This window comes from Sutcliffiella tianshenii, from assembly GCF_016908565.1.
Classification (GTDB): Bacteria; Bacillota; Bacilli; order Bacillales; family Bacillaceae_I; genus Sutcliffiella_A; species Sutcliffiella_A tianshenii.
Genome location: NZ_JAFBED010000003.1, coordinates 231,701 through 255,394 on the forward strand (window position 1 = coordinate 231,701; position 23,694 = coordinate 255,394).

Below are 23,694 nucleotides of genomic sequence, written 5' to 3' on the forward strand. Positions count from 1 at the left end.
GAGACGTTTTAAAATTCAAAACACTACTTTTACATAATTTCTAAAAAATCCTCAACTCAGTCTCTCGGTCAAACAGGTGCATTTTATCCAGGTTGAAAACGAATGATTTTTCCTCCAGTGGGCGGATGAAGCTTTCGCCGCTTACTTTGGCGGTGATCATGCGTTCTCCCATTGTGAAGTATACGAGGTTTTCCCCGCCTAGGTGTTCTATTGCCTTTACTTTGATGTTCGCTTTGTTGTCTGTCGGGACGGTAAAGGCGAATTCTTCATCATAGATGTCTTCCGGACGCAAGCCAAGCACGACGTTTTTGCCGACATAGCCTTTGTATTGTTTTACAAGGGCTTCAGGAATGGTGAATGTCAATTCTCCCACACGAAGCTTGTTCTCTGACTCTAGTATAGCATCAAAGAAGTTCATTGGTGGAGACCCAATGAATCCCGCGACGAACATATTTGCCGGGTTGCGGTACAGGTCTCTTGGTGAAGCGATCTGCTGGATTTCCCCTTTGTTCATGACGACAATCCTTTCGCCAAGTGTCATGGCCTCGACCTGGTCATGCGTTACATACACGATGGTTGCCCCGAGGCGCTGGTGCAGCTCGGCAAGCTCGATTCGCATCTGTACGCGCAGTTTGGCATCGAGGTTTGAAAGCGGCTCATCGAAAAGGAATACCTTCGGGTTACGTACGATTGCACGTCCCACTGCCACCCTTTGACGCTGTCCTCCGCTAAGCTCCTTCGGCTTGCGGTCCAAGAGTTCATCTAGTCCAAGGATTTTTGATGCATACTCGATCTTTTCCTTGATTTCCTCTTTGGATGTTTTCATATTTTTCAATCCGAATGCAAGATTCTGCTCGATCGTCATATGCGGATACAAGGCATAGTCCTGGAATACCATCGCGATGTCGCGGTCTTTTGGATGCATATTGTTGACCACTTTGTCGCCGATGTAGATGTTGCCTGATGTTTGGCGCTCAAGGCCCGCGATCATGCGAAGGGAGGTCGTTTTACCGCAGCCGGACGGGCCTACGAAAACAAGAAACTCCTTATCTTTTATTTCAAAGGTTGCGTCGTTGACAGCAGTGAATGTGCCGCCACGTTTATCGTCCACGAATGTTTTCGTTACGTTTTCTATTTTTATACTTGCCATACCTTAAACACCTATCCTTTCACTGCACCGATTGTAATACCCTGTAGGAAGTAACGCTGTAGGGCAAAGAATAATATAAACATTGGCAATGCCGCGAGTACCGATCCTGCCATCATCGCCCCGTAATCTGTTGCGTCCTGGAACTTGAAGCTTGCAAGTCCGACCTGGATCGTCCTCATGGAGCTTGATTGCGTCACAAGGAATGGCCAGAAGAATTCATTCCAAGTCGATACGAACGTAAAGATTGCAAGTACCGCGACCCCAGGCTTTGAGATGGGAAGAATGACTTTTCGGAAGATGCCGAACTCGCTGCAGCCATCGATTCGCGCTGCCTGGATAAGTGTCGTCGGCAAGGTCGACATGTATTGCTTCATCAGGAAGATATTCCCGACCACTGTGAACATTGGTAGCATGATTGCAAGATATGTATCCACCAAGCCGAAGATGTTCACGACCATGATGTACACCGGGATCAAGGTAACTTGAGCCGGGATCATCATCGTACCAAGCAAGAGCCAGAAAATCGTTTTTCTGCCCGGGAAGCTCAGTTTCGCAAAAGCATATCCTGCGAGTGATGAGAACACGACGTTGGATAAAGTCAGTACACTAGAAACGAACAAGCTGTTCATCAGCCAGCGGACTGCGTCTGTTTCCGTCAAGAAACGGATATAGGTTGCCAGGGTCACCTTGGAAGGGAACCATTCAGGCTTAAAGGATGCTGACACCGTAGTATCCCGGAAGGAGGAAATCACCATCCAATAGAGCGGGATGATGGTCAGCACCACCCAGAACAAAAGGATCGCCCAACTTAGTACACTGTAGACCTTTTTGCGCTGATTTCTTGCCTTCTCTCTTTTGATGGCAAGCTCTGCATATTGTGCATTGTTTGTATTGGTTGCTGGTTGCATAAAGATGTTCCTCCTTTCCTAGAACTCCACGTCAGATGACATGACTTTGAATTGAATGACGGATGCCAGGATAATGACCGCTCCAAGCACAAATGATTCTGCTGCTGCCAGACCGAACTGGTAGTACTGGAATGCATGTGTATAGATGAGGTAGGCGATGGTGGTCGTTGCAAAGTTCGGACCACCCTGGGTCATGAGGTAGATGCTCATGAACACCTGGAAGCTCATGATGATTCCAGTTACCAATAGGTAGAGCGTAGTAGGTTTCAATAATGGCCATGTAATATTACGGAATTTCGACCATTCAGAAGCATGGTCGATGTCTGCTGCTTCATAAAGGGATTTCGGTATGCCGCCCATTGCAGCCAAGTAAAGGATAATACCGGCGCCGTGTCCAGTCAGATAGGACATTAGCATAATAGAAAGCAATGCTGTAGAGCTTTGCCCAAGCCACATGATATTGTCGAACCCGAGCATCTCAAGGAACATATTGAAAAGTCCCGCTTTTGTTGGATCATAAATCCAGAACCATACAAGCGCTACCGTCACTCCTGATGCTACCGTTGGCAAGTAAAGTGCCGCTTTGAAAAATGTCTGCGCCTTTTTTGCACGCGGAAAAATCAATACTGCCAGGAATAAAGTGATTGCGACGTTCACCGGAACTGTACCTACTGTGAAAACGAAAGTGTTCCACATTGCTTTCCAGAAGATATCGTCGTTTACCATCGTTTTATAGTTGTCTAAGCCTACCCAGGTGGAGCCGAGTACATGGTATTTTTGAAAACTCATGACAAGGGCATAGCCGACAGGGAATAGCGTAAACATGAGAAACAGGATGATTGGGACTGCGATAAATGCGTAGCACCAGCCATAATCTTTTATAAATTGGGAGAAATTGAATTTTTTCGATACGGAGACCGCTGATTGGTTTGGCATTGTCTACACTTACACCTCCAGATATAAGGTGGCTGTTTTCGCTTCTGTAGATAAGAAAGGAAACAAGACCTTTAAAATAAAAGAGGAAGAGCAGTTACGCTCCCTCCTCTTCCTTATGGCTTACTGGGAGAAAATAGCTTCGCCCTTAGTTTTGAATTCTTCCGCCGCCTCTTCAGGAGTAAGTTCTCCGCTTAATAGACCTTGGAATGTAGGGATGACGACTTCAGTACGGAAGCGGTCATCTTTTGCTGCTGCCGCTGCAGATGCATTGCTTGGTGGTAAAACGTGAGAAGCCAACACTTCTGCTGCAACTTTATTGTAAGGTGCAAGCGGCATTTCAAACTTGCCTTCCGCATCCTTATGAACCTGTGGTAATGCAAGTGCTGCCGCTGCTTTTCCAGCTTCTGCACTTGTTAGGTGCTCAAGTACCTTCACACTGTTTTTCATGTGATCTTCCTTGGCATTCTTCTGAGTGAACATCATGTAACCTTCAGAACCACCGAATGATACTTGCTCTTCACCTTCGTTATGAGGGATTGGAAGAAGAACAAAGTTCACTTCTTTCCCTTCGATTTTACCATCTTTGATTTCCTGGTTGTGAAGTTCTACAACAGGGTCAAAGTAAGGGATCGCACGTCCGAAGAACATTGCTTGGTAGTTATAGAAAAGCTCCATACGTTTCGCAGGATCTACTGCTGCAGTTTCCTTAGGCATGATTCCAGAGTCTACAAGGCTCTTGATGTATTCCATCGTTTCAAGGATCTTATCGTCGTTCCATGTGATGCCATCTTCTGTGTAACGGTTTGGCAATCCATTGTTCATTGCAAGGTGAACCAATAGCTCTTCGTTGTTTCCTTGGAATACGAAGCCATATCTGTCATCACCGTTTTCAGTCTTTCCAACGCCTTTCTTAGCCAGTTCTTGGAATTCCTTCCAAGTCCAGCCTTCTTGTTGGATTTTTTCATAATCAATGCCAGCCTCATCTAGAAGCTGTTTATTTCCACCCCATACATGCAAGAACATGTAGATTGGAAGACCGTAAAGTTTGTCTTCGATTTTCATGTAGTCCAACGCAACTTGGTTGTAGTCATCTTTTGATACATTCAATTTGTCGTCTAGTGGTACTAGCAATCCTGAATCCACATATTTACCTTGTGGCTTACCGAAGTAGATATCCGGTGGATTACCGGAGTTCAATGCGATATCGAATTTTTGCGGACCTTCAGCCCAGCTAAGTACTTCATACTCGATTTCGATGTTTTCGTTTTCCTTTTTGAAAGATTCAACTAGTTCTTTCAGTTCTGCTTCGTACTCACCATGCACCGGATAGGTCCAAACCTTTACAACATCCTTTTTATCGGATGAAGAACTGTTGGAACAACCAAGGATAATGGAAGCAACGAGCAACATGACCATTGCTAAACTTAAACCCCTTTTCATTTCCAATTCCCCCTTGAAAATTATTATTTATTATAAGCCTTTATAGCCTTATAAACGAATCCCTTCGCGTCACTTAGCAGTTCTGCCGCTTTCACGGCATCCACCTGACACGTATGCATGATGATGGCCACTTTCGGGTTTCCTTCTGAAAGGTCAAACAATGTTGTCGCTTCCTCCAAGGAACATCCCGTCACCTGCTGGATGATGCGTTTTGCCCTGTCCACAAGCTTTTTATTCAAAGGCTGGACATCGACCATCAGGTTATTGAACACCTTGCCTATCTTCACCATGGAAGTGGTGGTGATCATATTCAACACAAGCTTCTGTGTAGTACCCGCTTTCATTCTGGTTGAACCGGTAATCACTTCCGGCCCTACTTCTATATTAATCTTGTAATCTGCTACAGCATTGAGTGTAGCATCCTTTGTACAAGTGAAGGATACCGTTTTGGCTCCTAGCTCTTTTGCCTGTTTCAATGCGCCGATGACATATGGTGCACGGCCGCTTGCGGTGATGCCGATGACAACATCGTGCAATCTGACACCATGCTGCTTGATGTCATTCGCCCCTAATTCCTCACTGTCCTCTGCACCTTCCACCGCTTTAAAGATGGCAGGCTCGCCGCCAGCGATGATCGCCTTCACCATTTCAGGCGGGGTGCCATAGGTCGGAGGGCATTCTGAAGCATCAAGAATCCCGATTCTTCCGGATGTGCCCGCTCCTACATAGAATAGGCGACCGCCTGATTCAAAGGATTGCACCACCTGGTCGACGACTTTTGCGATGCTCGGGATTTCCTTTTGGATATGCATCGGTACTGATTGGTCTTCTTCATTGATGATCGAGAGTATCTCTTCTGTTGCTTTTCTATCAATCTGGGTTGTTTTTCCGTTTTGCTGCTCTGTCACCAGATTCTGTAAGTTTTCTAATCCCATTTATCACATCACCTTTTTAGTGTGTATTCATTCTGAGCGATAGGCTTTCTGAACCGCTTCCCGTGAACGTTTCAAATAAGCTACCGATTGATCAAAGTCTCTTGCTGCCACTGCAGTAAACAGGATATCGATCACATTCAGCTGCGAAATCCTTGAAGAGGTTGCCGCACTCCGGATGGAAGATTCCATGGAAGAAATGCATAAGGTTATGTCTGCAAGCTCCTTTAATGAATTCGAACCATATTTTGTGATCGCAATCGTCTTCGCTCCCGTTTCCTTCGCCTGCCTGATTGCCGCAAGCGTGTGGCTCGTTTCGCCCGAATACGATATCCCCACTGCAACATCCGTATTGGTCAGCGTTGCTGCAGATGTCAGCTGGATATGGGTATCGGCATATGCCGTACAAAGCTTATTTATTCTCATGAACTTCTGCTGGGCATCCTGAGCTATCAACTGGGAGGCGCCCACACCATAGAAGTCGATGCGATTGGAGGTATGTAAATAATGTACCGCCGCTTCCACCTCATCTTTATCCAATAGATGAAGTGTATCCCTTAAAGAAAGCACGTTGTTTTCCGTAATCGTCTTCATAAAAGTGGGGATGTCATCGTTGTCCTTGAACTCGTGGTATTCTTCCTGTTCCTTCTCAAACGATGTCATATCCCCGGCTATCCGGAGCTTCAGTTCTTTATAGCCATCCAAGCCGATCTTTTTACAGAGGCGAATGATGGCTGCCTGGCTCGAATCACTTTTCTCCGCGAGTTCCTTGACCGAAAGAGTGACCACTTCTCTTGGATTTTCTAAAATAAATGTTGCTGCATTTCGTTCTGCCGGATTAATTGCAGACAGTGCCTGACGCAGACGTAACAATCCACCATTCATCATTGACCACCCTTTACTTGCTTCTTTCTCTTACTTCTTTTTCAAACACCTCAGTGAAGGTTGGTGCTACATCATGCTTTCCGATCTTGATCGCCGCATAGATGGCACCTGCAATCGGCGGCAAGGATGGAAGCGTAAAAGCAAAAGGATGCTTTTGCTTTGCGGCTTCCTCCACAAGATAGGATTGCATCACGCGTGAATGCTGAATGATGCCGCCTGTCAGTACAATCGGAAACTTCTCGTCTCCCGAATTTTCACGGTGCAGCTTTTCATAAAGCGTATGGATCTCCTTCAGCATGCAGGCTGCAGCTTCTTTTTGGATGTCCACACATACCTGATTTCCTTTGTTTGAAAAAGAAATAACGATGCTTCCGAGCGACGCGACCCTGTCCCTTGTTTTCCGCAGTTCGTAGACCAGGGAGACAATTTCGCTCATGGCAGTCACGCCAAAGTGTGTGAGAACCGCTTTAGTCAGTTTACAAGGTGCATCCCCTTTGTCATATCTTTCAAAGACATAGTCAAGGAGTCGCTTGCCGATGGAAAAGCCGCTGCTGCCGTCCTGGATGAGATAGCCCCATCCACCGACCCGTGCCCGTTCCTCTTTGTCATTGATGCCAAAGCTGATCGATCCGGTACCGGATATACAGACAATTCCCGGCTTCCCCTTCGTCTCGGAGTAAAGTGCCGTGATTGCGTCGTTATCGATGACAATGGTCGGTTCCTCACCTGTTATCTCCCTGAGCAGGGACAAAAACCATTCCTTCTTTCCGCCGCTTTCCACACCTGATATTCCTGCAAAGACAACATCCTCTTTTGTAAGCGGTTTCTTGAGTGTGAAAAAATAAAAAAGCTTTTTCAGTTCCTTCTTGACTGTTTCATAATCGGAACTGTTGGGGTTTGTAGGGCCAACGGTAGCTTCTGCAAGGATTCTCCCTTGTTCATCCACGACCATTCCTGTTGTTTTCGTGCCCCCGCCATCCAATCCAATGATCATGCTCTAGCGCCCCTTAATCTGACAAATTGCTCTTGTACTAAGTATAGTACCGGTGATATTCAGTGTCAATAATATTTTTATTTTCTGAAATTTAATTTCAGAACAGGCATATTTCTTTTTGCATGTACATATGAAAAGGCCGTGATTTAGCACCACGGCCCCTATCTTGAAATTTTACTCCACAATTTCAAAAGTCTCTGTCACTTCAATGCTATCTTTCACGGATTGCACCATCGGACAATTCTTTTTCGCAAGCTCCACAGCCTGCTCGACCTTGTCATGTGCCAGATCCTTACCCTTGATCACATAATGGATCTGGATCTTCTCGATGCGGTTTGCTTCCTTTTCATTTCTCGTCACTTCAGCGGTGAGGGAAATATCCTCCACTAGCATGCGTTTCTTCTGTAGAATCGTGCGCAAAACGCCGCCGCTGCATACGGCAATGGAGGACACCATCAATTGATACGGGCGGAATCCGTACTGCTCATTTCCCGATACGTGCAATTCCCCATATTCCAATTCGGTTGAAAACCCTACTTCTCTCATATTAAATTTCATCATGCTGTCATCTCCTTTTTCATTTACTTTAGCAGAATGGGAAAAGGTATCGCTACTAAAAAGTTCCTGGATTTTATACATTCCAATCCTTATCTGTTTTATGTATCATAGAGGATGTGTTTTAAAATTCATTATTTTGAGGTTAATGTCATGAATCGTTTTCGTTTTTGGATATTGGTATCCATCGTAGCCATTTCCGGCTTCAGCCAAGGAATGCTCCTGCCGCTGATTGCCGTCATATTTGAAAATAGCGGGCTGTCTTCCTCCTTGAACGGATTGAATGCAACAGCCCTTTATATCGGGATATTGCTGGCATCCCCTTTTATGGAACAGCCACTCAGGAAGTATGGCTATAAACCGGTCATCCTGGTAGGGGGATTTCTCGTTGTCATCTCCCTTGCCCTGTTTCCATTATGGCAGACATTCTGGTTCTGGTTCTTCCTTCGCTTGCTGATCGGTATCGGGGACCACGCCTTACATTTTGCCACACAGACATGGATCACCTCCTTTTCACCAGAGGATAAACGCGGACGGAATATCTCATTATATGGCGTTTTCTTCGGGATCGGATTTGCCACCGGCCCTTTAATGACACCTCTAGTAGATATCAATCCGTCATTGCCTTTCATCGCTTCATCCCTTCTATGCCTGGTCGGATGGGTATTCCTGTTCTTCTTGAAAAATGAGCATCCTGAACAGGAAATCGGAGTGAACTCCTTTTTTGAAACCGTCAAGCGTTTTAAAAAAGCCTGGAAGTACGCGTGGATCGCTTTCCTTCCACCGCTTGGATACGGATTCCTGGAATCCTCCTTGAATGGAAGCTTTCCTATATATGCTTTAAGGACCGGGATGGATTTGACGAATGTGTCCGTTTTACTTGCTTCCTTTGCCATCGGGGGAATCGTATTTCAGATTCCGCTTGGGGTCATGAGCGATAAATGGGGCCGGCGAAATGTCCTGCTCGTGATTTTATCGCTTGGATGCATCAGTTTTATTACAGCAAGCTTTTTGGAGAATCACTTTATGGGACTAGCCTTATGCATCTTCATCGCGGGAATGCTGGTGGGATCCACCTTCTCGCTTGGCATCAGCTATATGACCGATCTCATGCCGAAGAATCTTTTGCCGACCGGTAATCTGCTATGTGGCATCGCATTCAGTCTCGGCAGTCTTGGCGGTCCATTTTTCGGCGGCCTTTTCATTCAGTATTTTCAAGACATCAGCTTTTTCCACATCATCAGCTTCCTGCTGTTCATCATTTTCTTTTTGACGTTTTCTTATGGAAACAGGAGGAAGGTTGTGGTGGCGAAGCAACAGTGAAATTAAAACAGACAAGCCCATTAGATGGAGGGGCTTGTCTGTTTTTGTTTTTGGGGGATTGGGGGCTGTGATGTAGTAGAATCGATGGAGGTCGTGGTTTCATTACCCGTTTTGGGACCGCCATTTACCTGATTGCCTCTCCTAAAGGGATTCCATTGACTGAAGGTATCATTCTTGCCTTTTGATTCCCTCTCTTGAATGGATTCCATTGACCGAAGGCATCATTCTTGCCTTTTGATTCCCTTTCTCGAATGGATTCCATTGACTGAAGGCATCTTTCTAGTCTTTTGATTCCCTCTCTCGAATGGATTCCATTGACTGAAGGCATCATTCTAGCCTTTTGATTCCCTCTCTCGAATGGATTTCATTGAGTGAAGGTATCATTCTACCCTTTTGATTCCCTCTCTCGAATGGATTTCATTAAGTGAAGGTACCATTCTACCCTTTTGATTCCCTCTCTCGAATGGATTTCAATGACTGAAGGTATCATTCTAGCCTTTTGATTCCCTCTCCCGGATGGATTTCATTGAGTGAAGGTATCATTCTAGTCTTTTGATTCCCTCTCTCGAATGGATTTCATTGAGTGAAGGTATCATTCACCATTCAAAAGCGTTGATTCCCTCTCGGATTTCAGTAAATCATGGTCTCAATCCCCCAACGCAAATCCAAAACAAAACAACACCAGGTCACCAACCTCTCCCCCTACCATACCTAATTCCATCTAAAAAATTCGGGCGCAAAAAACTTTCAAAAAGTTGTTCCAATTTTAAATATTCTGTTATATAATAATACAAACACATACTTACTGTACTAATACAAAGGAGGAGAAAGAATCATGAGCAGACAGGAACGGAAAAACATGATTAGGTTTATCGAGGTTATGAAGAAGGCGGATCGCGATTCCCTGGTTTATATGACGGATGCAGACATCGAGCACTTATACAATCATGTTTATCAGCAAATGGTTATCCAGGAAGGCCTTTAATACCAAGGCATCCCCCATATAAACGAAAAACTGCAGCTCACCTTCATCCGGTGGGCTGCAGTTTTTTCTCTTCTTTGTTATTTTCCTTTTGCCTGTTCACTATGATGATTCCCACTGTTACAAGCACCAGTCCGATCAATATCGTGTAATGCATCACTTCATCGAGGAGCATGGCTGACAATATGACACCGAAGACCGGGACCAAGAACAAGTACATGGAGACTTTTCCAACCTTATTATATTTCATGACATTGTTCCACAGTACAAATCCTGCTGCAGATAAAAAGGCCAGATACAATAGAAGGAAGGTTGTATACCAATCAAAATCAAATGGGACGAATCCAGCCGACACGCCTCCTGCAATGATCAATCCGACTGAGCCGAACAGCATCTGATAGGCGGTCAGATAGGAAACGTCCATTTTCCCCGACCTTTCACGTGCCATGATGTTCCCGTAGGCGGAAGCCATCATCGCAATCAGGAGCAGGACCTCCCCGATCCCAAATTGAAAATCCCCTCCCACTTTGGGCAGATTCACTACAAGGACGCCGCCAAAACCAAGGGCGATCCCCATCCACTTACGAATCGTCAATCCATCATCGGCATACAGGAAATGCGCAAATAGGATCTGAAAGAACGAAGCAGTCCCAGCAATTACCGCACCTTGCATCCCGGTGGAATAGCTTAGCCCGATATAGAAAAGGAGATACTGAAGAAAGGTTTGGACAAACCCAAGTTGAAATAATGGCACCAAGGTTTCTTTCCTTAGTTTTAATGATTGCTTAAAAAGGGTAAAAAATAGAAAGATCATGATTCCTGCCAGCAAAAAACGGTAGCCCGCAAAGAGCAGTTGCTTGTCATAATCGTCCGCCCCGATGTTTAATTCTGTATAGCTCAGCTTGATTGCAGGGAATGCGCTTCCCCATAAAAACGTTGCTATCAAAGCTGCTGTTATCACGCCAAATTTACTTTTGAAAAATTTCTCGGCTGTCAAAGTGCCGTTCACCTTCTTTCTTTCCAAGCTACATTATACACAGATTTTCTTGAAGTTACATACTTTATATTCCGTCGAAAAATAATACTAGCCAAAACAGCGGAAATAAACTATAATAAAAATTAATTAATAATAAATATAATTAACTGATAAATTAATATTTCTTTTTAAAAAGGGTAAAAACCTTGCTGCTATCAACGAGATGGCAGCTTTCGTCATTTTTATGGAAGTAGTGATTCTGATTCTTTTTCTCAATTAGGAGGTATTGATATGACTGAACTAGCACAAAAACAACCAAGGAATCTGGAAAGCCCAAAAGAGACCAGCTTAGTATCGCTGATTAAAACACATATCGAACTGGTCTTTGCCATTTTTTCAGGAGTATTGATCTTCGCAGGCTGGCTCTTGCTGAAGTTTGATGAAACCACCATCGCCGCACCGATCTTCGTCCTCGCCTATTTGATCGGCGGTTATTTTAAAGCCAAAGAGGGGCTTGAGGATACGATAGCCGAAAAAGAGCTTAATGTGGAAATGCTCATGATCATTGCCGCAATCGGGGCTGCCATCATCGGCTATTGGATGGAGGGCGCCATATTGATCTTCATTTTCGCGCTAAGCGGTGCCCTTGAAACGTACACGATGAACCGGAGCCAAAAGGAAATTTCGGCACTCATGGGAATCCAGCCTGAAGAAGCGGTTCGCATACAAGGAGACAACGAGGAACGCATCCACATTTCAAAGGTTGAGATCGGTGACCATCTGTTAGTCAAGCCTGGCGAACGCATCCCTTCCGACGGAAACATCGTCAAAGGGGAATCAGCCATTGATGAAGCAGCGATCACAGGCGAATCCATCCCGCTTGAAAAGCATATAGGTGACACCGTCTACGCCGGTACGATGAACGTGAATGGCTCCATCGTGCTTGAGGTGACGAAGCCGGCAAGTGAAACCCTGTTTCAGAAAATCATCAACCTTGTCCAAAATGCACAAAGTGAAAAGTCCCCTTCCCAGCAGTTTATGGAGCGTTTTGAAGGTCCATATGTAAAAATCGTCCTGATTGTTGTGGGGCTGATGATGATACTGCCTCACTTCCTACTCGGATGGAGCTGGAATGAAACTTTCTACCGTGCCATGATATTACTTGTAGTTGCATCTCCTTGTGCGCTGGTTGCTTCCATCATGCCGGCTACCCTATCTGCCATCTCAAATGGTGCCAGAAAAGGGATCCTTTTCAAGGGTGGGGTCCACTTGGAGAACCTTTCCCACCTGAAGGCGATTGCGTTTGATAAAACTGGAACGCTGACAAAAGGAAAGCCTGAAGTGACAGACGTACTGGTTCGAGAGGATATCGAAAAGAAGGACTTCCTCTTTTCTGTCGGGTCGATTGAAAGCTATTCCAATCACCCGCTGGCACAAGCCATCACCGCATACGCCAGAAAGAATAGCGAACAGCCATTGCAGCGTCCCGAGCAGCTCGATGATAAAGCTGGCTGGGGCGTGACCGGAACGATCGATCAGAAAAAGTGGATGGTCGGAAAGGCCGATTTTGTCGGGAAAGATGCCGCACTCTCCTTTTCAAATGGTGCTGCGGAAGCTCTCGCACGTGAAGGAAAAACAGTTGTATATGTGAAGGACGAAAATGGCATTGTCGGTTTGATCGCACTGAAGGATGTTATTCGAAAAGAAACTGTTGAAGCGATTAAACGATTGCAGGCACTGGACGTCCAGGCGATCATGCTGACCGGTGACAGTCAAAGTACTGCAGAAGCGATCGCTGGTGAAGCTGCCATAGATCGATTCATTGCCGAATGCCTGCCTGAAGAGAAGGTGGAATCGGTCAAAGAACTAAAAGATGAGTACAGTGCGGTTGCCATGGTCGGTGACGGGATCAACGATGCTCCTGCCCTCGCAACGGCCAATGTCGGCATCGCAATGGGAGAAGGAACGGATGTTGCGTTGGAAACCGCGGATGTCGTCCTCATGAAAAACGATTTGCTGAAAATTTCAGAAGCGATCGAGCTATCCAAGCGCATGAATAAGATAATCAAGCAGAACGTCATCTTTTCCATCACAGTCATCATGCTCTTGATCAGTTCCAACTTCTTTCAAGTAATCGACTTGCCTTTCGGTGTGATTGGTCATGAAGGAAGCACTATTTTGGTGATATTAAATGGTTTGCGTTTATTAAGATAAAAGGAAAAGCAGTGGAATCCCGGTTTGGGTCCACTGCTTTTTTGTGAAAAGACCATTGATCATGCGGGTCGGTTAGTGATAACCGTTCTGCCCGTTCGCACTGCCTGAAGTCTTGTTCTTTGGCTTGTGCTTTGCGTTTTGTTTTGTACCGCCATCTTTTTTCGTGTGCTTGGTCATGAAAAATCCCTCCAGATAAGTTGAAGTATCTTTCATGATTAGAATCTCCACAATCCCGGCAAACTTCACTGGGAATTTTTACGAAACATAATTCTTGCCCGATTGCAGGACAATGGCATTTATTTCTCCTCCGATGATGATCATGAGGCCAGATAAATAAAACCAGACCAAAAGTACAATGATCCCTCCCAAGCTTCCATACATCGCTGTGTAGTTTCCGAAATTACTCACATAATATGAAAAAAGGGAAGAAACCGTTATCCAGCCCACCGTTGCAAAAAGCGATCCTGCAAGGATGTCCCGTATGCGGAGACGAATGTTCGGTGCGGCCAGGTACAGGCAGCTGAACACGAAAAACAGGATGACAAAGCTGACACCCCAGCGGATGGCATTCCAGATATCCAAAAATTCATCCGACAGGCCGTAGGAAGCGAAAATGAACAAGCCGATCTCCCTTCCGAAAACAGGCAGCAGCAGAGCCACGATAATGACAAAGACCATGGCAAGTGTAAGTAGGATCGCCACACCGCGAGCCATGAAAAAAGATCTGTTTTCATATACATCATAGGCGCGATTGAAAGCACGGACAATCGCATTGATCCCATTGGATGCAAACCAGATTGTCGCGATGATACCAAAGGAAAGCAATTCGCCGCGCTGCTCACTTAATATCCTTAGTACATTGGTTTCGATGATATGCATCGTATCACCTGGTGCGTATTGTCTGATCACACCCAGGACATCTTCCTGCGAAACAGGGACATAGGCAATCAAAGTAAGTAGAAAAATAAGAAAGGGAAACAAGGACAATAGGAAAAAGTATGCCAACTCTGCGGCTCTTCCCAATACCTCATCGCGCTCAAAACGGTGCAATAGATGCTTAAAAAACATGATGATTTCCATCCTTTTTCCTCCAGCACTTATCATTTACTCTTTATTCTATTGACGCCTATCCTGTTCTAGGACAAGTTTTTATTTCCCTTTATTGGTATCCAGATGTTTAGAAATGACTTCCTTTGTATCTTTTACAATCTCCAATACTTGAGGAGTTGTTTCTTTCAACTGATTTACCTTTGTTCTTAAATATTCCAGGTCTTCTGTAACATCATCAACGGCAGTTTTCACTGATTCAATCTGTTGACGGACAGAATCCGCTATCTCCTGAGGATGCTGGATGACATACTTTAATTTTCCACCAACCTGCTTGCCATTATGTATGAAATTCGTTCTTGTTTCTTTATCGAGTAATGAAATCGCAGCTCCGACTAATGCTCCAATCAGCATTCCTTCCACCATTTTATTTCTCTTCTCCATTCTCTCCACTCCTTTTTCTATTAAAAATTCTCTTCTTTGATCTTTTCAAGCAGGTTCTCGCAGCCTTCTGTGACCAATTGATATACCTCATCGAAGTTCCCCGTGAAATACGGGTCCGGCACGTCATTTATCTTGCTTGCCGGGACAAAATCCAAGAGCCTTCCGACATAGCCGGTTTTGTCATACCCAGCCATCTTCCTAAGATTCCCAAGATTCTCTGAATCCATGGCAATGATATAATCATAATTCGACAAGTCCTCTTTCACAACCTGCCTTGCTTTCATTCCTTGATAGCTGATTTTTTTCTCATCCAAAAGCTTTCTTGTGCCTTCATGCGGAGGATGGCCGATATGCCAATCGCCCGTTCCTGCAGAATCGACCTCCACCCTGTCGCCGAGGCCATCTTTTTCCACGAGCTGCTTAAATACCGCTTCCGCCATCGGAGAACGGCAGATGTTACCGAGACAAACAAACAATACACGTACCAAATGCCTAACCCCTTTCCATTCATTCTTCTTTTCATTATATACATCTTTGACAGTTTCTTCGAATAATTCAGGGCTCTACCCCATTCCTATACTTTTGATATACCCTCTTCTACCGAGAATGGTACTTTTATTTTGATTTTCATGCTAAAATAAACAAAACTCAAGCTTGTTCGAAAGGAATGTTCCGAATGAATCTAACAGAAAAGTCCACCGAAAACGTGGAATATATGATCGAAGCAATCAAAGGCAAACTGAAAGTGCTGAACCTTGGCGCCATCAAGCCGTCCCATTTTGACGAAGAAATGTACGAAGAGCTAAAGGATATATATGACCTAGTCATGAGAAAGCCTTCCTTCAGCCCAAATGAAATGCAGGCAATTGCCGAAGAGCTTGGAAATCTTCGCAAAAATAAATAATGCAAGAAAGAGCCGTCCGAAAAGTCAACATATTGACTCATGGGCGGTTTTTTCTTTTTTCTGATTGTCATGGACAAACTTTTCACTCCGTAAGTAATGAACCTACCACCTCCTGCATATATGTTTACAGAGGAGGGATAGCGATGCTTGGTTATTATGGTACTACGATTGGCTTGACCATTCTACTTTTCTTATTAATGGGTGTTTTCATTTATTCGGTTAGAAGCGGATTGAACAAAAAAGATTCCATCGAAATTGATCCTCTACCTCCAGAATTGCGTGATAAGGATGACTTGGATGATAATCTTCACAAAGATGATTAAGCAACTTTTCAGGACAACCTATTGCAGGTTGTTTTTTTGTTTGCACCCCCTTTTTGAGGTAAACTGTTAAAGTAAGTGCTTTTTTAGGGGGAATCAGTAAGATGGATACAATTACACACACGCTCTTTGGTATGACCATCTATGGAGCGGTGGATAAAAGAGAAGATGATAAAAAAACAAAAATAGCTTTATTTGCCTCATCCATTATCGCAAGTCAAATTCCTGACAGCGATGTGATTTCACAGCTCTGGGACACCGAGGGCATGTACCAGATGTGGCACCGCGGCATCACGCACTCCTTGTTTATGGTCCCAGTTTGGGCGATCCTGCTTTTTTTGCTGAGTATAATTATTTTAAAGAAAAGGGATTGGCGTTTTTTATGGGTCCCGCTTATCGCTGTTTTCATACATAATACGAGTGATTTATTCAACGCATGGGGTACCGGTTATCTTGAGCCCTTTTCCTCGATGCGAATCACTTTTGGTACCATTTCGATCGTCGATTTTATGATTTGGTTCATCATTGCAGTAGGATTCTTTGCACGGCGATTATGGAAAAAGGAGCGCCATCTGCTATATCGTGTGGTGTGGCTGCTCATCCTATTCCACGTCACCATCCAGACATTCCAAGGCTATCTCCTCTATAAAAGCTATGAGGATAAATACGATCAGGTTGCACTTTCTGCGAGCTTCATCCCTTGGCATTACTCAGTTATAGGTAAGATCGATGATACTGTCATGATTTTCGATGACAGCCTGTTCACAAAGCCAACCTTGCAATATTCCCTCGAATCTGCGGAAGATGCAGACCTCGAAGCGTTGTTTGCAGAAGTACCGGAAGCGAAAACCCTGTATGAGTGGTCGCCATTTGTCGTGATTGTGGATGATGACGAACGACTCGGCATCTATGATCCAAGGTTTTACCGGGATGGGCAATCGTTTCTGTTTGAGTTTTTGGAAAAAGAATGATGTGTTGTTTTTTTAGCATTTCAAGGTGTAATTTCACAAGGCTTCCTCAGGTTTCAGCAGATGTGTTGTGCTGAAACCTGAGGAAGCTTTTTTATACAATCTATAAAAAAATAAAAATTTTCTTAGAAAAATAGTTTTTTTATGTATATAAATCTAGCAAACTGGGAATTACTATAGAAAATACAAAAAAAATTAAACGAGGTGCTGAACATGCTAGTAGCAAAACGATATTTTTTAACTGATATGGAACGTGAAAGTGTAGAGCAAACGCTAATGGATAAAGGTCACCTGCGTCAGAACTTACTTAACTTAGACGATGAGGAAATTATTCATATATATCAAAAGATCATGGTGGACCAGCTCATCACCAAATAATAAATTTTTTAGATAAAACAAAAGCGCCAAATCTTCCTTATGGAAAGGAGGATTTGGCGCTTTTTTCATTTATGTTAAGGGGGGAGGAAACATAAATTTATTGGGGGCTCAACCCTTTAATCAGGTCAAGCCTTGGCTTGCAAACTTCCACTTTGATGCCTTTTTTCTTGTATTTTTCTACTATTTTACGTACATCGATACCTTTTTTCTCTTTCCCAGTCGTTTTTTGCATCGTTTAGATCGCCTCTATTCGTCGAATTTAAAACATTTGTTTTACTAACGTCATTTCAGCTTCCTGCAATTGACCATTTCGATAGAACGATACTTTCATTTTGTCTCCAATTTGCTTTTCATTGTACAGGAATTTGCGAAGCCCTAATGCATCCTTGATTTCCTGGCCATCCAGCTTTACGATGACATCGTATTCCTTGAGTCCTGCCTTCTCAGCCGGAGACATTTTCTCTACGCCAGTGACAACGATTCCGTTTTCGACTTCTTCAGGAAGCTTCAATGTGGAACGCTGCTGTTCAAGTGGTACGTCTGAAAGGGATGCAAGACCGACACCCATAAATGGTCGCTGCACTTCTGCATGTTGCTCAAGATCCTCGATGATCGGTTTGACCGCTGAGATCGGAATGGCAAATCCAAGACCCTCAATCGAAGACTGCGCAATCTTCATCGAATTGATTCCGATGACCTCGCCGCGAAGATTGATCAAGGCACCACCACTATTCCCAGGGTTGATTGCTGCATCTGTCTGGATGACATCCGCTTCCCAATCTGCCTGGCCGTCCTGATTTATGTCAACGGGGATGATCCGTTCTTTTCCGCTGATGATGCCCTGTGTGACTGATCCGAAGAATTCAAGTCCAAGCGGATTACCGATTGCAATGACAGGTTCACCGAGAGTGATGGAATCTGAACTTCCGAAGGTTGCAACCTTGCTGACCTTAGAACCATCCACAGTGAGTACGGCAAGATCTGTCAGTGCATCACTGCCGACCACGTTTGCTTCCAATCTGCTGCCGTCTGCCATGCTGACCTCCACTTTAGAGGCTCCGTCTATTACGTGTGCGTTTGTGACAATGTATGCTTTACCGTTCTCTTTTTTATATACGACACCCGATCCGGTTCCCGCTTCTTTGGAAGATTGGGAAGGACGGGGATCAAATAGTGAATTTCTTCCTTCTTGTATATTTACTACCCCAACTACCGCATCAGAAACTTTTTCCACTGAACTTGTTACATTTGTCTGGATCTGTTTAAAATCCACCTGCTCGGTCTGAATGTTGGATGTGGCAGTTTCCACAGATGGAGGAGTTTCGGACCCCTGACTTTCGTTATCGATATAAAATCCCCAATCCATCAGGACCGGCAGCATGGAAACGACCCCAAGTGCCCCGACAATCCCTCCTGATACGGAAGCGACTACCACTTTACCGAAAGATTTGTCTTTTCTTGAACGTGTCTGGTTTACATGTTCATCGTAATATCCCATTCCTTTTCACCTCATCTTGTATTTTTCAGAATCATCAATGAAATATTCTATACTTATATTTAACCGCATTGTGATGAAAACAACCTTAAAGAAAAATTAGATTTTGATGAGAAATTATTCGGAATGTTTTTCAATATCAAATTGCAGGTGGATGAGGGTCCATTCCCCTTCTTTACTGTCGGCTTCTATCAACCCGTTATAGTTGTGGACAATACGCTTGGCGATTGATAATCCCAAACCTTGGCCGCCTTTTTCCCTGCTCCGGGCTTTATCCACCCGGTAGAAGCGGTTAAAGATTTTTTCCAGGTCCTCCTTCGGTATGCCGATGCCATAGTCCATGATATGAAAGATGAATTTGTCCGCTTTTCGCTCTGCCATCATTTCCACCTTCCTGGATTCCATGGAATATTTCACGGCATTGTCAAGGAGGATGATCAATAACTGTTCTAAGTGTCGGTCTGCCATTTGTATCTTTATATCGTCTTTTAATCGGTTTTCAAACTCAAATGAAAACTCAGGATGCAGCAGGGTGAATTTCTTTAGGAGTTCTTCTATGACCGGGACCGGACTTATGACATCATCGCCGATCTCGAATCGGTCGGACTCAAGCCTTGTCAGCTCCAGCAATTCAAACACGAGCATTTTCAGGCGCTCCACCTCTTGCTGGGAGGCTTTCAATGATTCCTCAAGTACCTCGGGGTCATTTTTCCCCCAGCGATTGAGCATCGACAAGTGGCCTTCGAGTATAGATATCGGCGTTCTCAGCTCGTGGGACGCATCCTCCACAAATTGCTTCTGCTTTTGAAAGGATGTTTCTACATCAGTCATCATCTCATTGAACATATTGGAGATGTCCGCAATCTCATCCTTCTCATTGCTATCTTGTGGCACACGCTCCTTGAACCCCCGCTTTTTGATGCGCTTCATCGTATCCGTCAGCGCTGCAATCGGTTTGAGGAGCTTACGTGCTATTAGCATACCGCCTACACCACTTAAAAGGATGGCTCCGGCTCCAGCCGACCAGGTAACGAGGAAAATGAGTTTCCTGAGCCGCTCGTAATTTTTTAGATCCCTGATGATTTCTATGTATCCGATGAATCCGTTCGTAATGACCGGCTGGCGATGAATGAGATAATGCTTCCCGCTTACTTTCACATGTTCCAGATTATCGCTTTCAACCGGGGTCACAAGCAGCTCTTGTGGAAGGTTTGTCGCAACCGCCAGCACGAGGTTCCCATCACGGTCAATGATCCGGATAAGTTCATTGGCTTCATTCACTTTTTCCAAAAAACCACTGCTATAGATGATTTCTGTGCGATCGACCAGAAAAGGCTTGTCTGCCAGGTAGGCTTGGACTTCGTTCATTTTGTCCTGTATATTCCGCTCCTCCTGGTCGATCATCCACGATCTCATCACATAGTATTGGATGGAATTATAGGTCACAAATAAGATGAAAAGCACCAAAGACGACCAGAGGGTGATTTTCCATCGGATCGGCAGCTGATAAAAGAAGTTTGTCATTCTAGTCATTTTCTCATCACATAACCCGTCCCGCGTACCGTCTGGATATAGCTTTCACCGTCAGGTTTATCAATCTTGTTCCGTAGATATCTCACATATACATCCACCACATTCGTTTCTGCATACGTTCCGAGCTCCCATACCTTTTCAAGCAGGAGCTCCCTGGTCAGGACCCGGTTGACGTTGGTCATGAAGACGACCAATAGATCGAACTCCCTTTTCGTCAGTTCGATCAACTCCTTGTCCCGGTGTACCGTCCTGGCATCAAGATCCACTTCCAGCTCCTGAAAGGTTAGGTTTTTCGTATTGGATACAGATTTTTTCCCTTCGAGTCTCCTTAGCAGTGCACGTATTCTTGCAAGCAGCTCCTCAATCGCAAAAGGCTTGGACATATAATCGTCAGCCCCGCTATCAAGTCCTGAAACTTTGTCCATCACACTATCCCTGGCGGTCAGCATGATGATCGGCGTATCTTTTGCCGCACGGATCCTGCGGCACACTTCCATCCCGCTCAAGCCCGGCAACATCAAATCCAGAAGGATGACATCCCATTCTTCATTTATCGCTAAGTCAAGGCCCGCTCTTCCATCATACGCAGTGGCGATCGTGAAGCCTTCATATTGTAGTTCCAGCTCAATAAAGCGCGCCAGATTCTTTTCATCTTCTATTATAAGTACTTTACACATCTCTCCACCTCCTAGTATAAGTGGCACCTTGCTTACAGTTTAATCTATTACCTTAAAATTCAATCGCAAAACTCCTATATAATTATAGTACCTAAAAACACGGGAGGACGGGATGAGAATTTGATGAGAATTAAAAATGTAATGATTGTAATTTTCCTGAAAAGAATGCGGTGGGACATAAAAAAAGACCCGACATATTTGCATCAGGTCCTTACTTTAACCTTTCATCGATCCTGTTTTGATAATTCTTGAACACTGCCGAGTTCAGGTCCTTTTTCTTTTTTTGCATAAGCTGGTTGAAGCGGAGCTGCTTTTCATTCAATCTTACCTTCAGGCGGGACTCCTCAAGGTCATCATGCGCCCCTTTGATCAAGTCCTCGAGATATTCAATCTCTGTTTTCAATTGTTGCTCCTCCATCATGCCTGAGTTTTTCATGATTTTATATGCCATTCTCATTTCAGGCGGAACGTGCGACATGTCCTCCAATTCCAAAGGCTTCCCTAGGCCAGGCAAATTTTCAAATTCACCGTCTTCATAAGCTTTGCGAATTTTCTCTTCCGTTATTCGAAAAAAGTCCATCCCATCACCCTTTTCCTTCTTGTTACTTCTAGTATACCCGAAGAATTACAGTTTGATTGTGAATGTTTTCTGAACATTCAAACATAATGTTTTCAAACTTTACTATTGTCGTTTTCTTCTTATAGACTTATAATACTAGTTTGTGGGTCCTCTGAGACCGGGTGGGAGAGGGAAACTGAATAAGGTGTTTTAACTATGCTTCAATGGATAAAGTCTTCTTTTGATTTGCCTGGCCATGAAACGACGCTTAAGCGTGAAATGATGGCAGGCATGATATCATTCTTTACCATTGTGTACATTATTGCTGTCAACGGAACGATTCTTGCAGAAGCTGGAATCCCGATCGAAGCTGGAATAATCGCCACGATCCTCACATGTGTAGTGGGTTGCTGGCTGATGGGATTCTGGGCGAATGCCCCGATCATCCTCGTTCCAGGGATGGGAATCAACGCAATGTTCACTTATACATTGGTTCATTCCATGGGATTATCCTGGCAGGAAGCGTTGGGCGTAGTAGTGATTTCTGGGGTGATCGTAACCGTCATTTCGTTTACGAAGCTCTCTCAATTACTGCTAGAAGCAATTCCAAACTCTTTGAAGCACGCAATAACAGTCGGTCTGGGATTATTTTTAACCTTGATCGGATTGGAAAAAGGCGGCCTTGTGATCAAGGGCGATAATTCGCTGTTGGCACTCGGTGAGGTAACGAGTCCATATGTGATCGCTACCATCCTTTCTGTCATCCTTGCTGTTATTCTGTTCATGCGCAATGTGCCGGCCAACTTTTTGATCAGCATGATTGTCGGAACGGGTATTGCTGCGGCTTTAGGAGTGGTGAGCTTTTCCGATGTAGGGGGAAATGCGTTGCCATTGGATACTTATGCTTCCTTATTCGGTGCCGTTTCATTTGCCAAGATTGGAGAGTTTACTTTTTTAGTAGCTGTCTTCTCTTTAACGATGGTTCTCCTGTTTGAGAACATCGGGCTGATAAATGGTCACCTGAGTATGATCAAGCGTCCGGAAAAGTTCAAGCGTTCCTTCCAGGCAAACGGGATTTCCGTTCTTACGAGCGGACTCTTCGGCACAAGTCCTACTGTTTCTACAGTGGAAAGTGCTGCCGGCATTGCTGCTGGGGGACGGACTGGTGTGACAGCCATTGTGACAGGAAGCTTATTTTTGCTTTCGATCTTTGCGATTCCTTTCATCAAGATCATACCTGGAAGCGCGATTGCACCAATCCTGATCATCATCGGGGTGCTTATGCTGCAAAGCGTCAAACAGATCGACTTCCAAGATCTAACGGAAGGTTTCCCAGCATTTCTTGTAATTGTAATGATCCCATTCTCTTACTCTATTGCTGACGGAATTGCATTCGGATTCATTGCCTACCCACTGGTTAAACTGGCACTAGGCAAAGCAAAAGAAGTATCCACACCGCTCTATATCATCGCGGCGCTGTTCTTCCTGACATTCCTCACAAATGTGCACTAATGATAGATTGTTCGTTTAAATATGTGAAAAAAATCCCTGCCAGGGGCCAGACCCCGGCAGGGATTTTTTCGTTTATGTCGAAGCACCTGCATAATCACATGCAGACCCCTTATCTCACGAATGCTTCTCTTCTGTCGGAGAATGCGTCGACGAGCCATCTTGGGTGCATTGGCAGTAGGTCGTGAGGGAGCCTGTTCGGTGCAAAGTAGTCGATTTCGATCAGGGCTTTGTTTTTCTTTTCTGTCGTTCCGCCTGTTATTTCCGCTTCGAAGTAGGAGGTGACGAATTGCACGAGTCTTCCATCGGGATACTCGAATGTCTGGGATTCGGGATCGGAATATACCCCGATAAGGCGATATGGATCGACAATCAGGCCCGTGTCCTGATAGACCTCACGCACTGCTGCCTCCTCGACCGTTTCACCAGGCATGACATGTCCGGCAGGGATTGTCCATAAGCCGACATCCGCTCTTTTTTGAAGCAATATTCTCTTTTGTTTATCGAAAATTATCACTGCCACAGCAGGATACATACTGATTGGTTTTTGCTTATTCATAGGAAT

The 23,694-nt window shown here is 44.6% G+C and carries 28 protein-coding genes; 8 read left to right on the forward strand and 20 right to left on the reverse strand.

The window, feature by feature from the left end:
- Nucleotides 1-40 precede the first annotated feature (40 nt).
- From JOC95_RS08125 to JOC95_RS08160, 8 genes are all read right to left on the reverse strand, one after another.
- Nucleotides 41-1,150: an ABC transporter ATP-binding protein gene (locus JOC95_RS08125; protein ID WP_204415063.1), complete on the reverse strand. Its 1,110-nt coding sequence runs from the start codon at nucleotides 1,148-1,150 to the stop codon at nucleotides 41-43.
- Nucleotides 1,151-1,161: 11 nt separating this feature from the next.
- The gene (locus JOC95_RS08130) at nucleotides 1,162-1,905 is read right to left on the reverse strand and encodes a carbohydrate ABC transporter permease (RefSeq protein WP_404802014.1); all 744 of its coding nucleotides are present in this window, start codon (nucleotides 1,903-1,905) and stop codon (nucleotides 1,162-1,164) included.
- Between the two features lie 171 nt (nucleotides 1,906-2,076).
- Nucleotides 2,077-2,994, reverse strand: coding sequence for a carbohydrate ABC transporter permease (locus JOC95_RS08135; RefSeq protein ID WP_204415064.1), 918 nt, complete (start codon nucleotides 2,992-2,994; stop codon nucleotides 2,077-2,079).
- Nucleotides 2,995-3,114: 120 nt separating this feature from the next.
- Nucleotides 3,115-4,434: an ABC transporter substrate-binding protein gene (locus tag JOC95_RS08140; RefSeq protein WP_204415066.1), complete on the reverse strand. Its 1,320-nt coding sequence runs from the start codon at nucleotides 4,432-4,434 to the stop codon at nucleotides 3,115-3,117.
- Between the two features lie 23 nt (nucleotides 4,435-4,457).
- Nucleotides 4,458-5,369 (reverse strand): N-acetylmuramic acid 6-phosphate etherase, encoded by a 912-nt coding sequence (gene murQ, locus JOC95_RS08145; protein ID WP_204415067.1) that lies wholly within the window; start codon nucleotides 5,367-5,369, stop codon nucleotides 4,458-4,460.
- 27 nt (nucleotides 5,370-5,396) lie between these two features.
- Entirely contained in the window at nucleotides 5,397-6,254 is an 858-nt protein-coding gene (locus JOC95_RS08150; protein WP_338083069.1) for a MurR/RpiR family transcriptional regulator, read from the reverse strand.
- Nucleotides 6,255-6,264: 10 nt separating this feature from the next.
- The gene (locus JOC95_RS08155) at nucleotides 6,265-7,245 is read right to left on the reverse strand and encodes an N-acetylglucosamine kinase (protein ID WP_204415068.1); all 981 of its coding nucleotides are present in this window, start codon (nucleotides 7,243-7,245) and stop codon (nucleotides 6,265-6,267) included.
- A 174-nt stretch (nucleotides 7,246-7,419) separates the two neighbouring features.
- Nucleotides 7,420-7,803, reverse strand: a complete 384-nt coding sequence (locus JOC95_RS08160) for an OsmC family protein (protein ID WP_204415528.1) — start codon at nucleotides 7,801-7,803, stop codon at nucleotides 7,420-7,422.
- 150 nt (nucleotides 7,804-7,953) lie between these two features.
- On the opposite strand from JOC95_RS08160, the gene JOC95_RS08165 reads away from it, so the two are divergent.
- A complete protein-coding gene (locus JOC95_RS08165) occupies nucleotides 7,954-9,123 on the forward strand; it encodes an MFS transporter (RefSeq protein WP_204415070.1) in 1,170 nt (389 codons plus the stop codon).
- Nucleotides 9,124-9,247: 124 nt separating this feature from the next.
- On the opposite strand, the gene JOC95_RS08170 is transcribed toward JOC95_RS08165, so the two are convergent.
- Nucleotides 9,248-9,454, reverse strand: a complete 207-nt coding sequence (locus JOC95_RS08170; protein ID WP_204415072.1) for a hypothetical protein — start codon at nucleotides 9,452-9,454, stop codon at nucleotides 9,248-9,250.
- A gap of 504 nt (nucleotides 9,455-9,958) precedes the next feature.
- Here JOC95_RS08170 and JOC95_RS08175 point away from each other — a divergent pair.
- Complete coding sequence (locus JOC95_RS08175) at nucleotides 9,959-10,108, forward strand: BH0509 family protein (RefSeq protein ID WP_204415074.1); 150 nt, start codon at nucleotides 9,959-9,961, stop codon at nucleotides 10,106-10,108.
- Nucleotides 10,109-10,151: 43 nt separating this feature from the next.
- Here the strand turns inward: JOC95_RS08175 and JOC95_RS08180 are convergent, their stop codons facing one another.
- On the reverse strand, nucleotides 10,152-11,102 hold the full coding sequence (locus JOC95_RS08180; RefSeq protein ID WP_204415075.1) for a DMT family transporter: 951 nt from the start codon (nucleotides 11,100-11,102) through the stop codon (nucleotides 10,152-10,154).
- Between the two features lie 270 nt (nucleotides 11,103-11,372).
- Between JOC95_RS08180 and JOC95_RS08185 the strand changes: the two genes are divergently transcribed.
- A complete protein-coding gene (locus JOC95_RS08185) occupies nucleotides 11,373-13,295 on the forward strand; it encodes a heavy metal translocating P-type ATPase (protein WP_204415076.1) in 1,923 nt (640 codons plus the stop codon).
- Nucleotides 13,296-13,367: 72 nt separating this feature from the next.
- On the opposite strand, the gene JOC95_RS08190 is transcribed toward JOC95_RS08185, so the two are convergent.
- The 4 genes from JOC95_RS08190 to JOC95_RS08205 form a co-directional block, all read right to left on the reverse strand.
- Nucleotides 13,368-13,508, reverse strand: coding sequence for a hypothetical protein (locus tag JOC95_RS08190; protein ID WP_204415567.1), 141 nt, complete (start codon nucleotides 13,506-13,508; stop codon nucleotides 13,368-13,370).
- Nucleotides 13,509-13,550: 42 nt separating this feature from the next.
- The gene (locus JOC95_RS08195) at nucleotides 13,551-14,375 is read right to left on the reverse strand and encodes a YihY/virulence factor BrkB family protein (RefSeq protein WP_204415077.1); all 825 of its coding nucleotides are present in this window, start codon (nucleotides 14,373-14,375) and stop codon (nucleotides 13,551-13,553) included.
- Between the two features lie 69 nt (nucleotides 14,376-14,444).
- On the reverse strand, nucleotides 14,445-14,786 hold the full coding sequence (locus JOC95_RS08200) for a YtxH domain-containing protein (RefSeq protein WP_204415078.1): 342 nt from the start codon (nucleotides 14,784-14,786) through the stop codon (nucleotides 14,445-14,447).
- Between the two features lie 20 nt (nucleotides 14,787-14,806).
- Nucleotides 14,807-15,274: a low molecular weight protein-tyrosine-phosphatase gene (locus JOC95_RS08205; protein WP_204415079.1), complete on the reverse strand. Its 468-nt coding sequence runs from the start codon at nucleotides 15,272-15,274 to the stop codon at nucleotides 14,807-14,809.
- Nucleotides 15,275-15,462: 188 nt separating this feature from the next.
- Between JOC95_RS08205 and JOC95_RS08210 the strand changes: the two genes are divergently transcribed.
- The 4 genes from JOC95_RS08210 (at nucleotide 15,463) to JOC95_RS08225 (ending at nucleotide 17,356) form a co-directional block, all read left to right on the forward strand.
- Nucleotides 15,463-15,690: a DUF1128 domain-containing protein gene (locus JOC95_RS08210; RefSeq protein ID WP_204415081.1), complete on the forward strand. Its 228-nt coding sequence runs from the start codon at nucleotides 15,463-15,465 to the stop codon at nucleotides 15,688-15,690.
- 143 nt (nucleotides 15,691-15,833) lie between these two features.
- A complete protein-coding gene (locus JOC95_RS08215; RefSeq protein WP_204415082.1) occupies nucleotides 15,834-16,013 on the forward strand; it encodes a hypothetical protein in 180 nt (59 codons plus the stop codon).
- 101 nt (nucleotides 16,014-16,114) lie between these two features.
- Nucleotides 16,115-16,981: a metal-dependent hydrolase gene (locus tag JOC95_RS08220; protein WP_204415083.1), complete on the forward strand. Its 867-nt coding sequence runs from the start codon at nucleotides 16,115-16,117 to the stop codon at nucleotides 16,979-16,981.
- A gap of 210 nt (nucleotides 16,982-17,191) precedes the next feature.
- Nucleotides 17,192-17,356 carry a hypothetical protein gene (locus JOC95_RS08225; RefSeq protein ID WP_204415084.1) on the forward strand — a complete coding sequence of 55 codons (165 nt, stop codon included), beginning with the start codon at nucleotides 17,192-17,194 and terminating at the stop codon, nucleotides 17,354-17,356.
- 97 nt (nucleotides 17,357-17,453) lie between these two features.
- On the opposite strand, the gene JOC95_RS21520 is transcribed toward JOC95_RS08225, so the two are convergent.
- The 5 genes from JOC95_RS21520 to JOC95_RS08245 form a co-directional block, all read right to left on the reverse strand.
- Nucleotides 17,454-17,588: a hypothetical protein gene (locus JOC95_RS21520; protein WP_275580530.1), complete on the reverse strand. Its 135-nt coding sequence runs from the start codon at nucleotides 17,586-17,588 to the stop codon at nucleotides 17,454-17,456.
- 27 nt (nucleotides 17,589-17,615) lie between these two features.
- A complete protein-coding gene (locus JOC95_RS08230; RefSeq protein WP_204415085.1) occupies nucleotides 17,616-18,854 on the reverse strand; it encodes a S1C family serine protease in 1,239 nt (412 codons plus the stop codon).
- A 114-nt stretch (nucleotides 18,855-18,968) separates the two neighbouring features.
- Nucleotides 18,969-20,384 (reverse strand): HAMP domain-containing sensor histidine kinase, encoded by a 1,416-nt coding sequence (locus tag JOC95_RS08235; RefSeq protein WP_204415086.1) that lies wholly within the window; start codon nucleotides 20,382-20,384, stop codon nucleotides 18,969-18,971.
- Complete coding sequence (locus JOC95_RS08240) at nucleotides 20,381-21,061, reverse strand: response regulator transcription factor (protein ID WP_204415088.1); 681 nt, start codon at nucleotides 21,059-21,061, stop codon at nucleotides 20,381-20,383. The genes JOC95_RS08235 and JOC95_RS08240 overlap by 4 nt, the downstream gene beginning before the upstream one ends.
- A 211-nt stretch (nucleotides 21,062-21,272) precedes the next feature.
- Entirely contained in the window at nucleotides 21,273-21,641 is a 369-nt protein-coding gene (locus tag JOC95_RS08245; protein WP_204415089.1) for a DnaJ family domain-containing protein, read from the reverse strand.
- 195 nt (nucleotides 21,642-21,836) lie between these two features.
- Between JOC95_RS08245 and JOC95_RS08250 the strand changes: the two genes are divergently transcribed.
- Nucleotides 21,837-23,132 carry an NCS2 family permease gene (locus tag JOC95_RS08250; protein ID WP_204415090.1) on the forward strand — a complete coding sequence of 432 codons (1,296 nt, stop codon included), beginning with the start codon at nucleotides 21,837-21,839 and terminating at the stop codon, nucleotides 23,130-23,132.
- A 109-nt stretch (nucleotides 23,133-23,241) separates the two neighbouring features.
- Here JOC95_RS08250 and JOC95_RS08255 read toward each other — a convergent pair whose 3' ends face one another.
- Nucleotides 23,242-23,688: an NUDIX domain-containing protein gene (locus JOC95_RS08255; protein WP_204415091.1), complete on the reverse strand. Its 447-nt coding sequence runs from the start codon at nucleotides 23,686-23,688 to the stop codon at nucleotides 23,242-23,244.
- Nucleotides 23,689-23,694: the final 6 nt, after the last annotated feature.

Bases quoted from the DNA above. Each gene is read 5' to 3' on its own strand.
- JOC95_RS08245 (WP_204415089.1), bottom strand. From the start codon at position 21,641: ATGGACTTTTTTCGAATAACGGAAGAGAAAATTCGCAAAGCTTATGAA.
- JOC95_RS08130 (WP_404802014.1), bottom strand. From the start codon at position 1,905: ATGGTGATTTCCTCCTTCCGGGATACTACGGTGTCAGCATCCTTTAAG.
- JOC95_RS08155 (WP_204415068.1), bottom strand. From the start codon at position 7,245: ATGATCATTGGATTGGATGGCGGGGGCACGAAAACAACAGGAATGGTC.
- JOC95_RS08185 (WP_204415076.1), top strand. From the start codon at position 11,373: ATGACTGAACTAGCACAAAAACAACCAAGGAATCTGGAAAGCCCAAAA.
- JOC95_RS08170 (WP_204415072.1), bottom strand. From the start codon at position 9,454: ATGATGCCTTCAGTCAATGGAATCCATTCGAGAGAGGGAATCAAAAGA.
- JOC95_RS08125 (WP_204415063.1), bottom strand. From the start codon at position 1,150: ATGGCAAGTATAAAAATAGAAAACGTAACGAAAACATTCGTGGACGAT.
- JOC95_RS21520 (WP_275580530.1), bottom strand. From the start codon at position 17,588: ATGCAAAAAACGACTGGGAAAGAGAAAAAAGGTATCGATGTACGTAAA.
- JOC95_RS08160 (WP_204415528.1), bottom strand. From the start codon at position 7,803: ATGAAATTTAATATGAGAGAAGTAGGGTTTTCAACCGAATTGGAATAT.
- JOC95_RS08250 (WP_204415090.1), top strand. From the start codon at position 21,837: ATGCTTCAATGGATAAAGTCTTCTTTTGATTTGCCTGGCCATGAAACG.
- JOC95_RS08140 (WP_204415066.1), bottom strand. From the start codon at position 4,434: ATGAAAAGGGGTTTAAGTTTAGCAATGGTCATGTTGCTCGTTGCTTCC.
- JOC95_RS08190 (WP_204415567.1), bottom strand. From the start codon at position 13,508: ATGAAAGATACTTCAACTTATCTGGAGGGATTTTTCATGACCAAGCAC.
- JOC95_RS08255 (WP_204415091.1), bottom strand. From the start codon at position 23,688: ATGAATAAGCAAAAACCAATCAGTATGTATCCTGCTGTGGCAGTGATA.
- JOC95_RS08235 (WP_204415086.1), bottom strand. From the start codon at position 20,384: ATGACTAGAATGACAAACTTCTTTTATCAGCTGCCGATCCGATGGAAA.
- JOC95_RS08240 (WP_204415088.1), bottom strand. From the start codon at position 21,061: ATGTGTAAAGTACTTATAATAGAAGATGAAAAGAATCTGGCGCGCTTT.
- JOC95_RS08210 (WP_204415081.1), top strand. From the start codon at position 15,463: ATGAATCTAACAGAAAAGTCCACCGAAAACGTGGAATATATGATCGAA.
- JOC95_RS08230 (WP_204415085.1), bottom strand. From the start codon at position 18,854: ATGGGATATTACGATGAACATGTAAACCAGACACGTTCAAGAAAAGAC.
- JOC95_RS08215 (WP_204415082.1), top strand. From the start codon at position 15,834: ATGCTTGGTTATTATGGTACTACGATTGGCTTGACCATTCTACTTTTC.
- murQ (WP_204415067.1), bottom strand. From the start codon at position 5,369: ATGGGATTAGAAAACTTACAGAATCTGGTGACAGAGCAGCAAAACGGA.
- JOC95_RS08175 (WP_204415074.1), top strand. From the start codon at position 9,959: ATGAGCAGACAGGAACGGAAAAACATGATTAGGTTTATCGAGGTTATG.
- JOC95_RS08220 (WP_204415083.1), top strand. From the start codon at position 16,115: ATGGATACAATTACACACACGCTCTTTGGTATGACCATCTATGGAGCG.
- JOC95_RS08200 (WP_204415078.1), bottom strand. From the start codon at position 14,786: ATGGAGAAGAGAAATAAAATGGTGGAAGGAATGCTGATTGGAGCATTA.
- JOC95_RS08150 (WP_338083069.1), bottom strand. From the start codon at position 6,254: ATGATGAATGGTGGATTGTTACGTCTGCGTCAGGCACTGTCTGCAATT.
- JOC95_RS08225 (WP_204415084.1), top strand. From the start codon at position 17,192: ATGCTAGTAGCAAAACGATATTTTTTAACTGATATGGAACGTGAAAGT.
- JOC95_RS08165 (WP_204415070.1), top strand. From the start codon at position 7,954: ATGAATCGTTTTCGTTTTTGGATATTGGTATCCATCGTAGCCATTTCC.
- JOC95_RS08135 (WP_204415064.1), bottom strand. From the start codon at position 2,994: ATGCCAAACCAATCAGCGGTCTCCGTATCGAAAAAATTCAATTTCTCC.
- JOC95_RS08195 (WP_204415077.1), bottom strand. From the start codon at position 14,375: ATGGAAATCATCATGTTTTTTAAGCATCTATTGCACCGTTTTGAGCGC.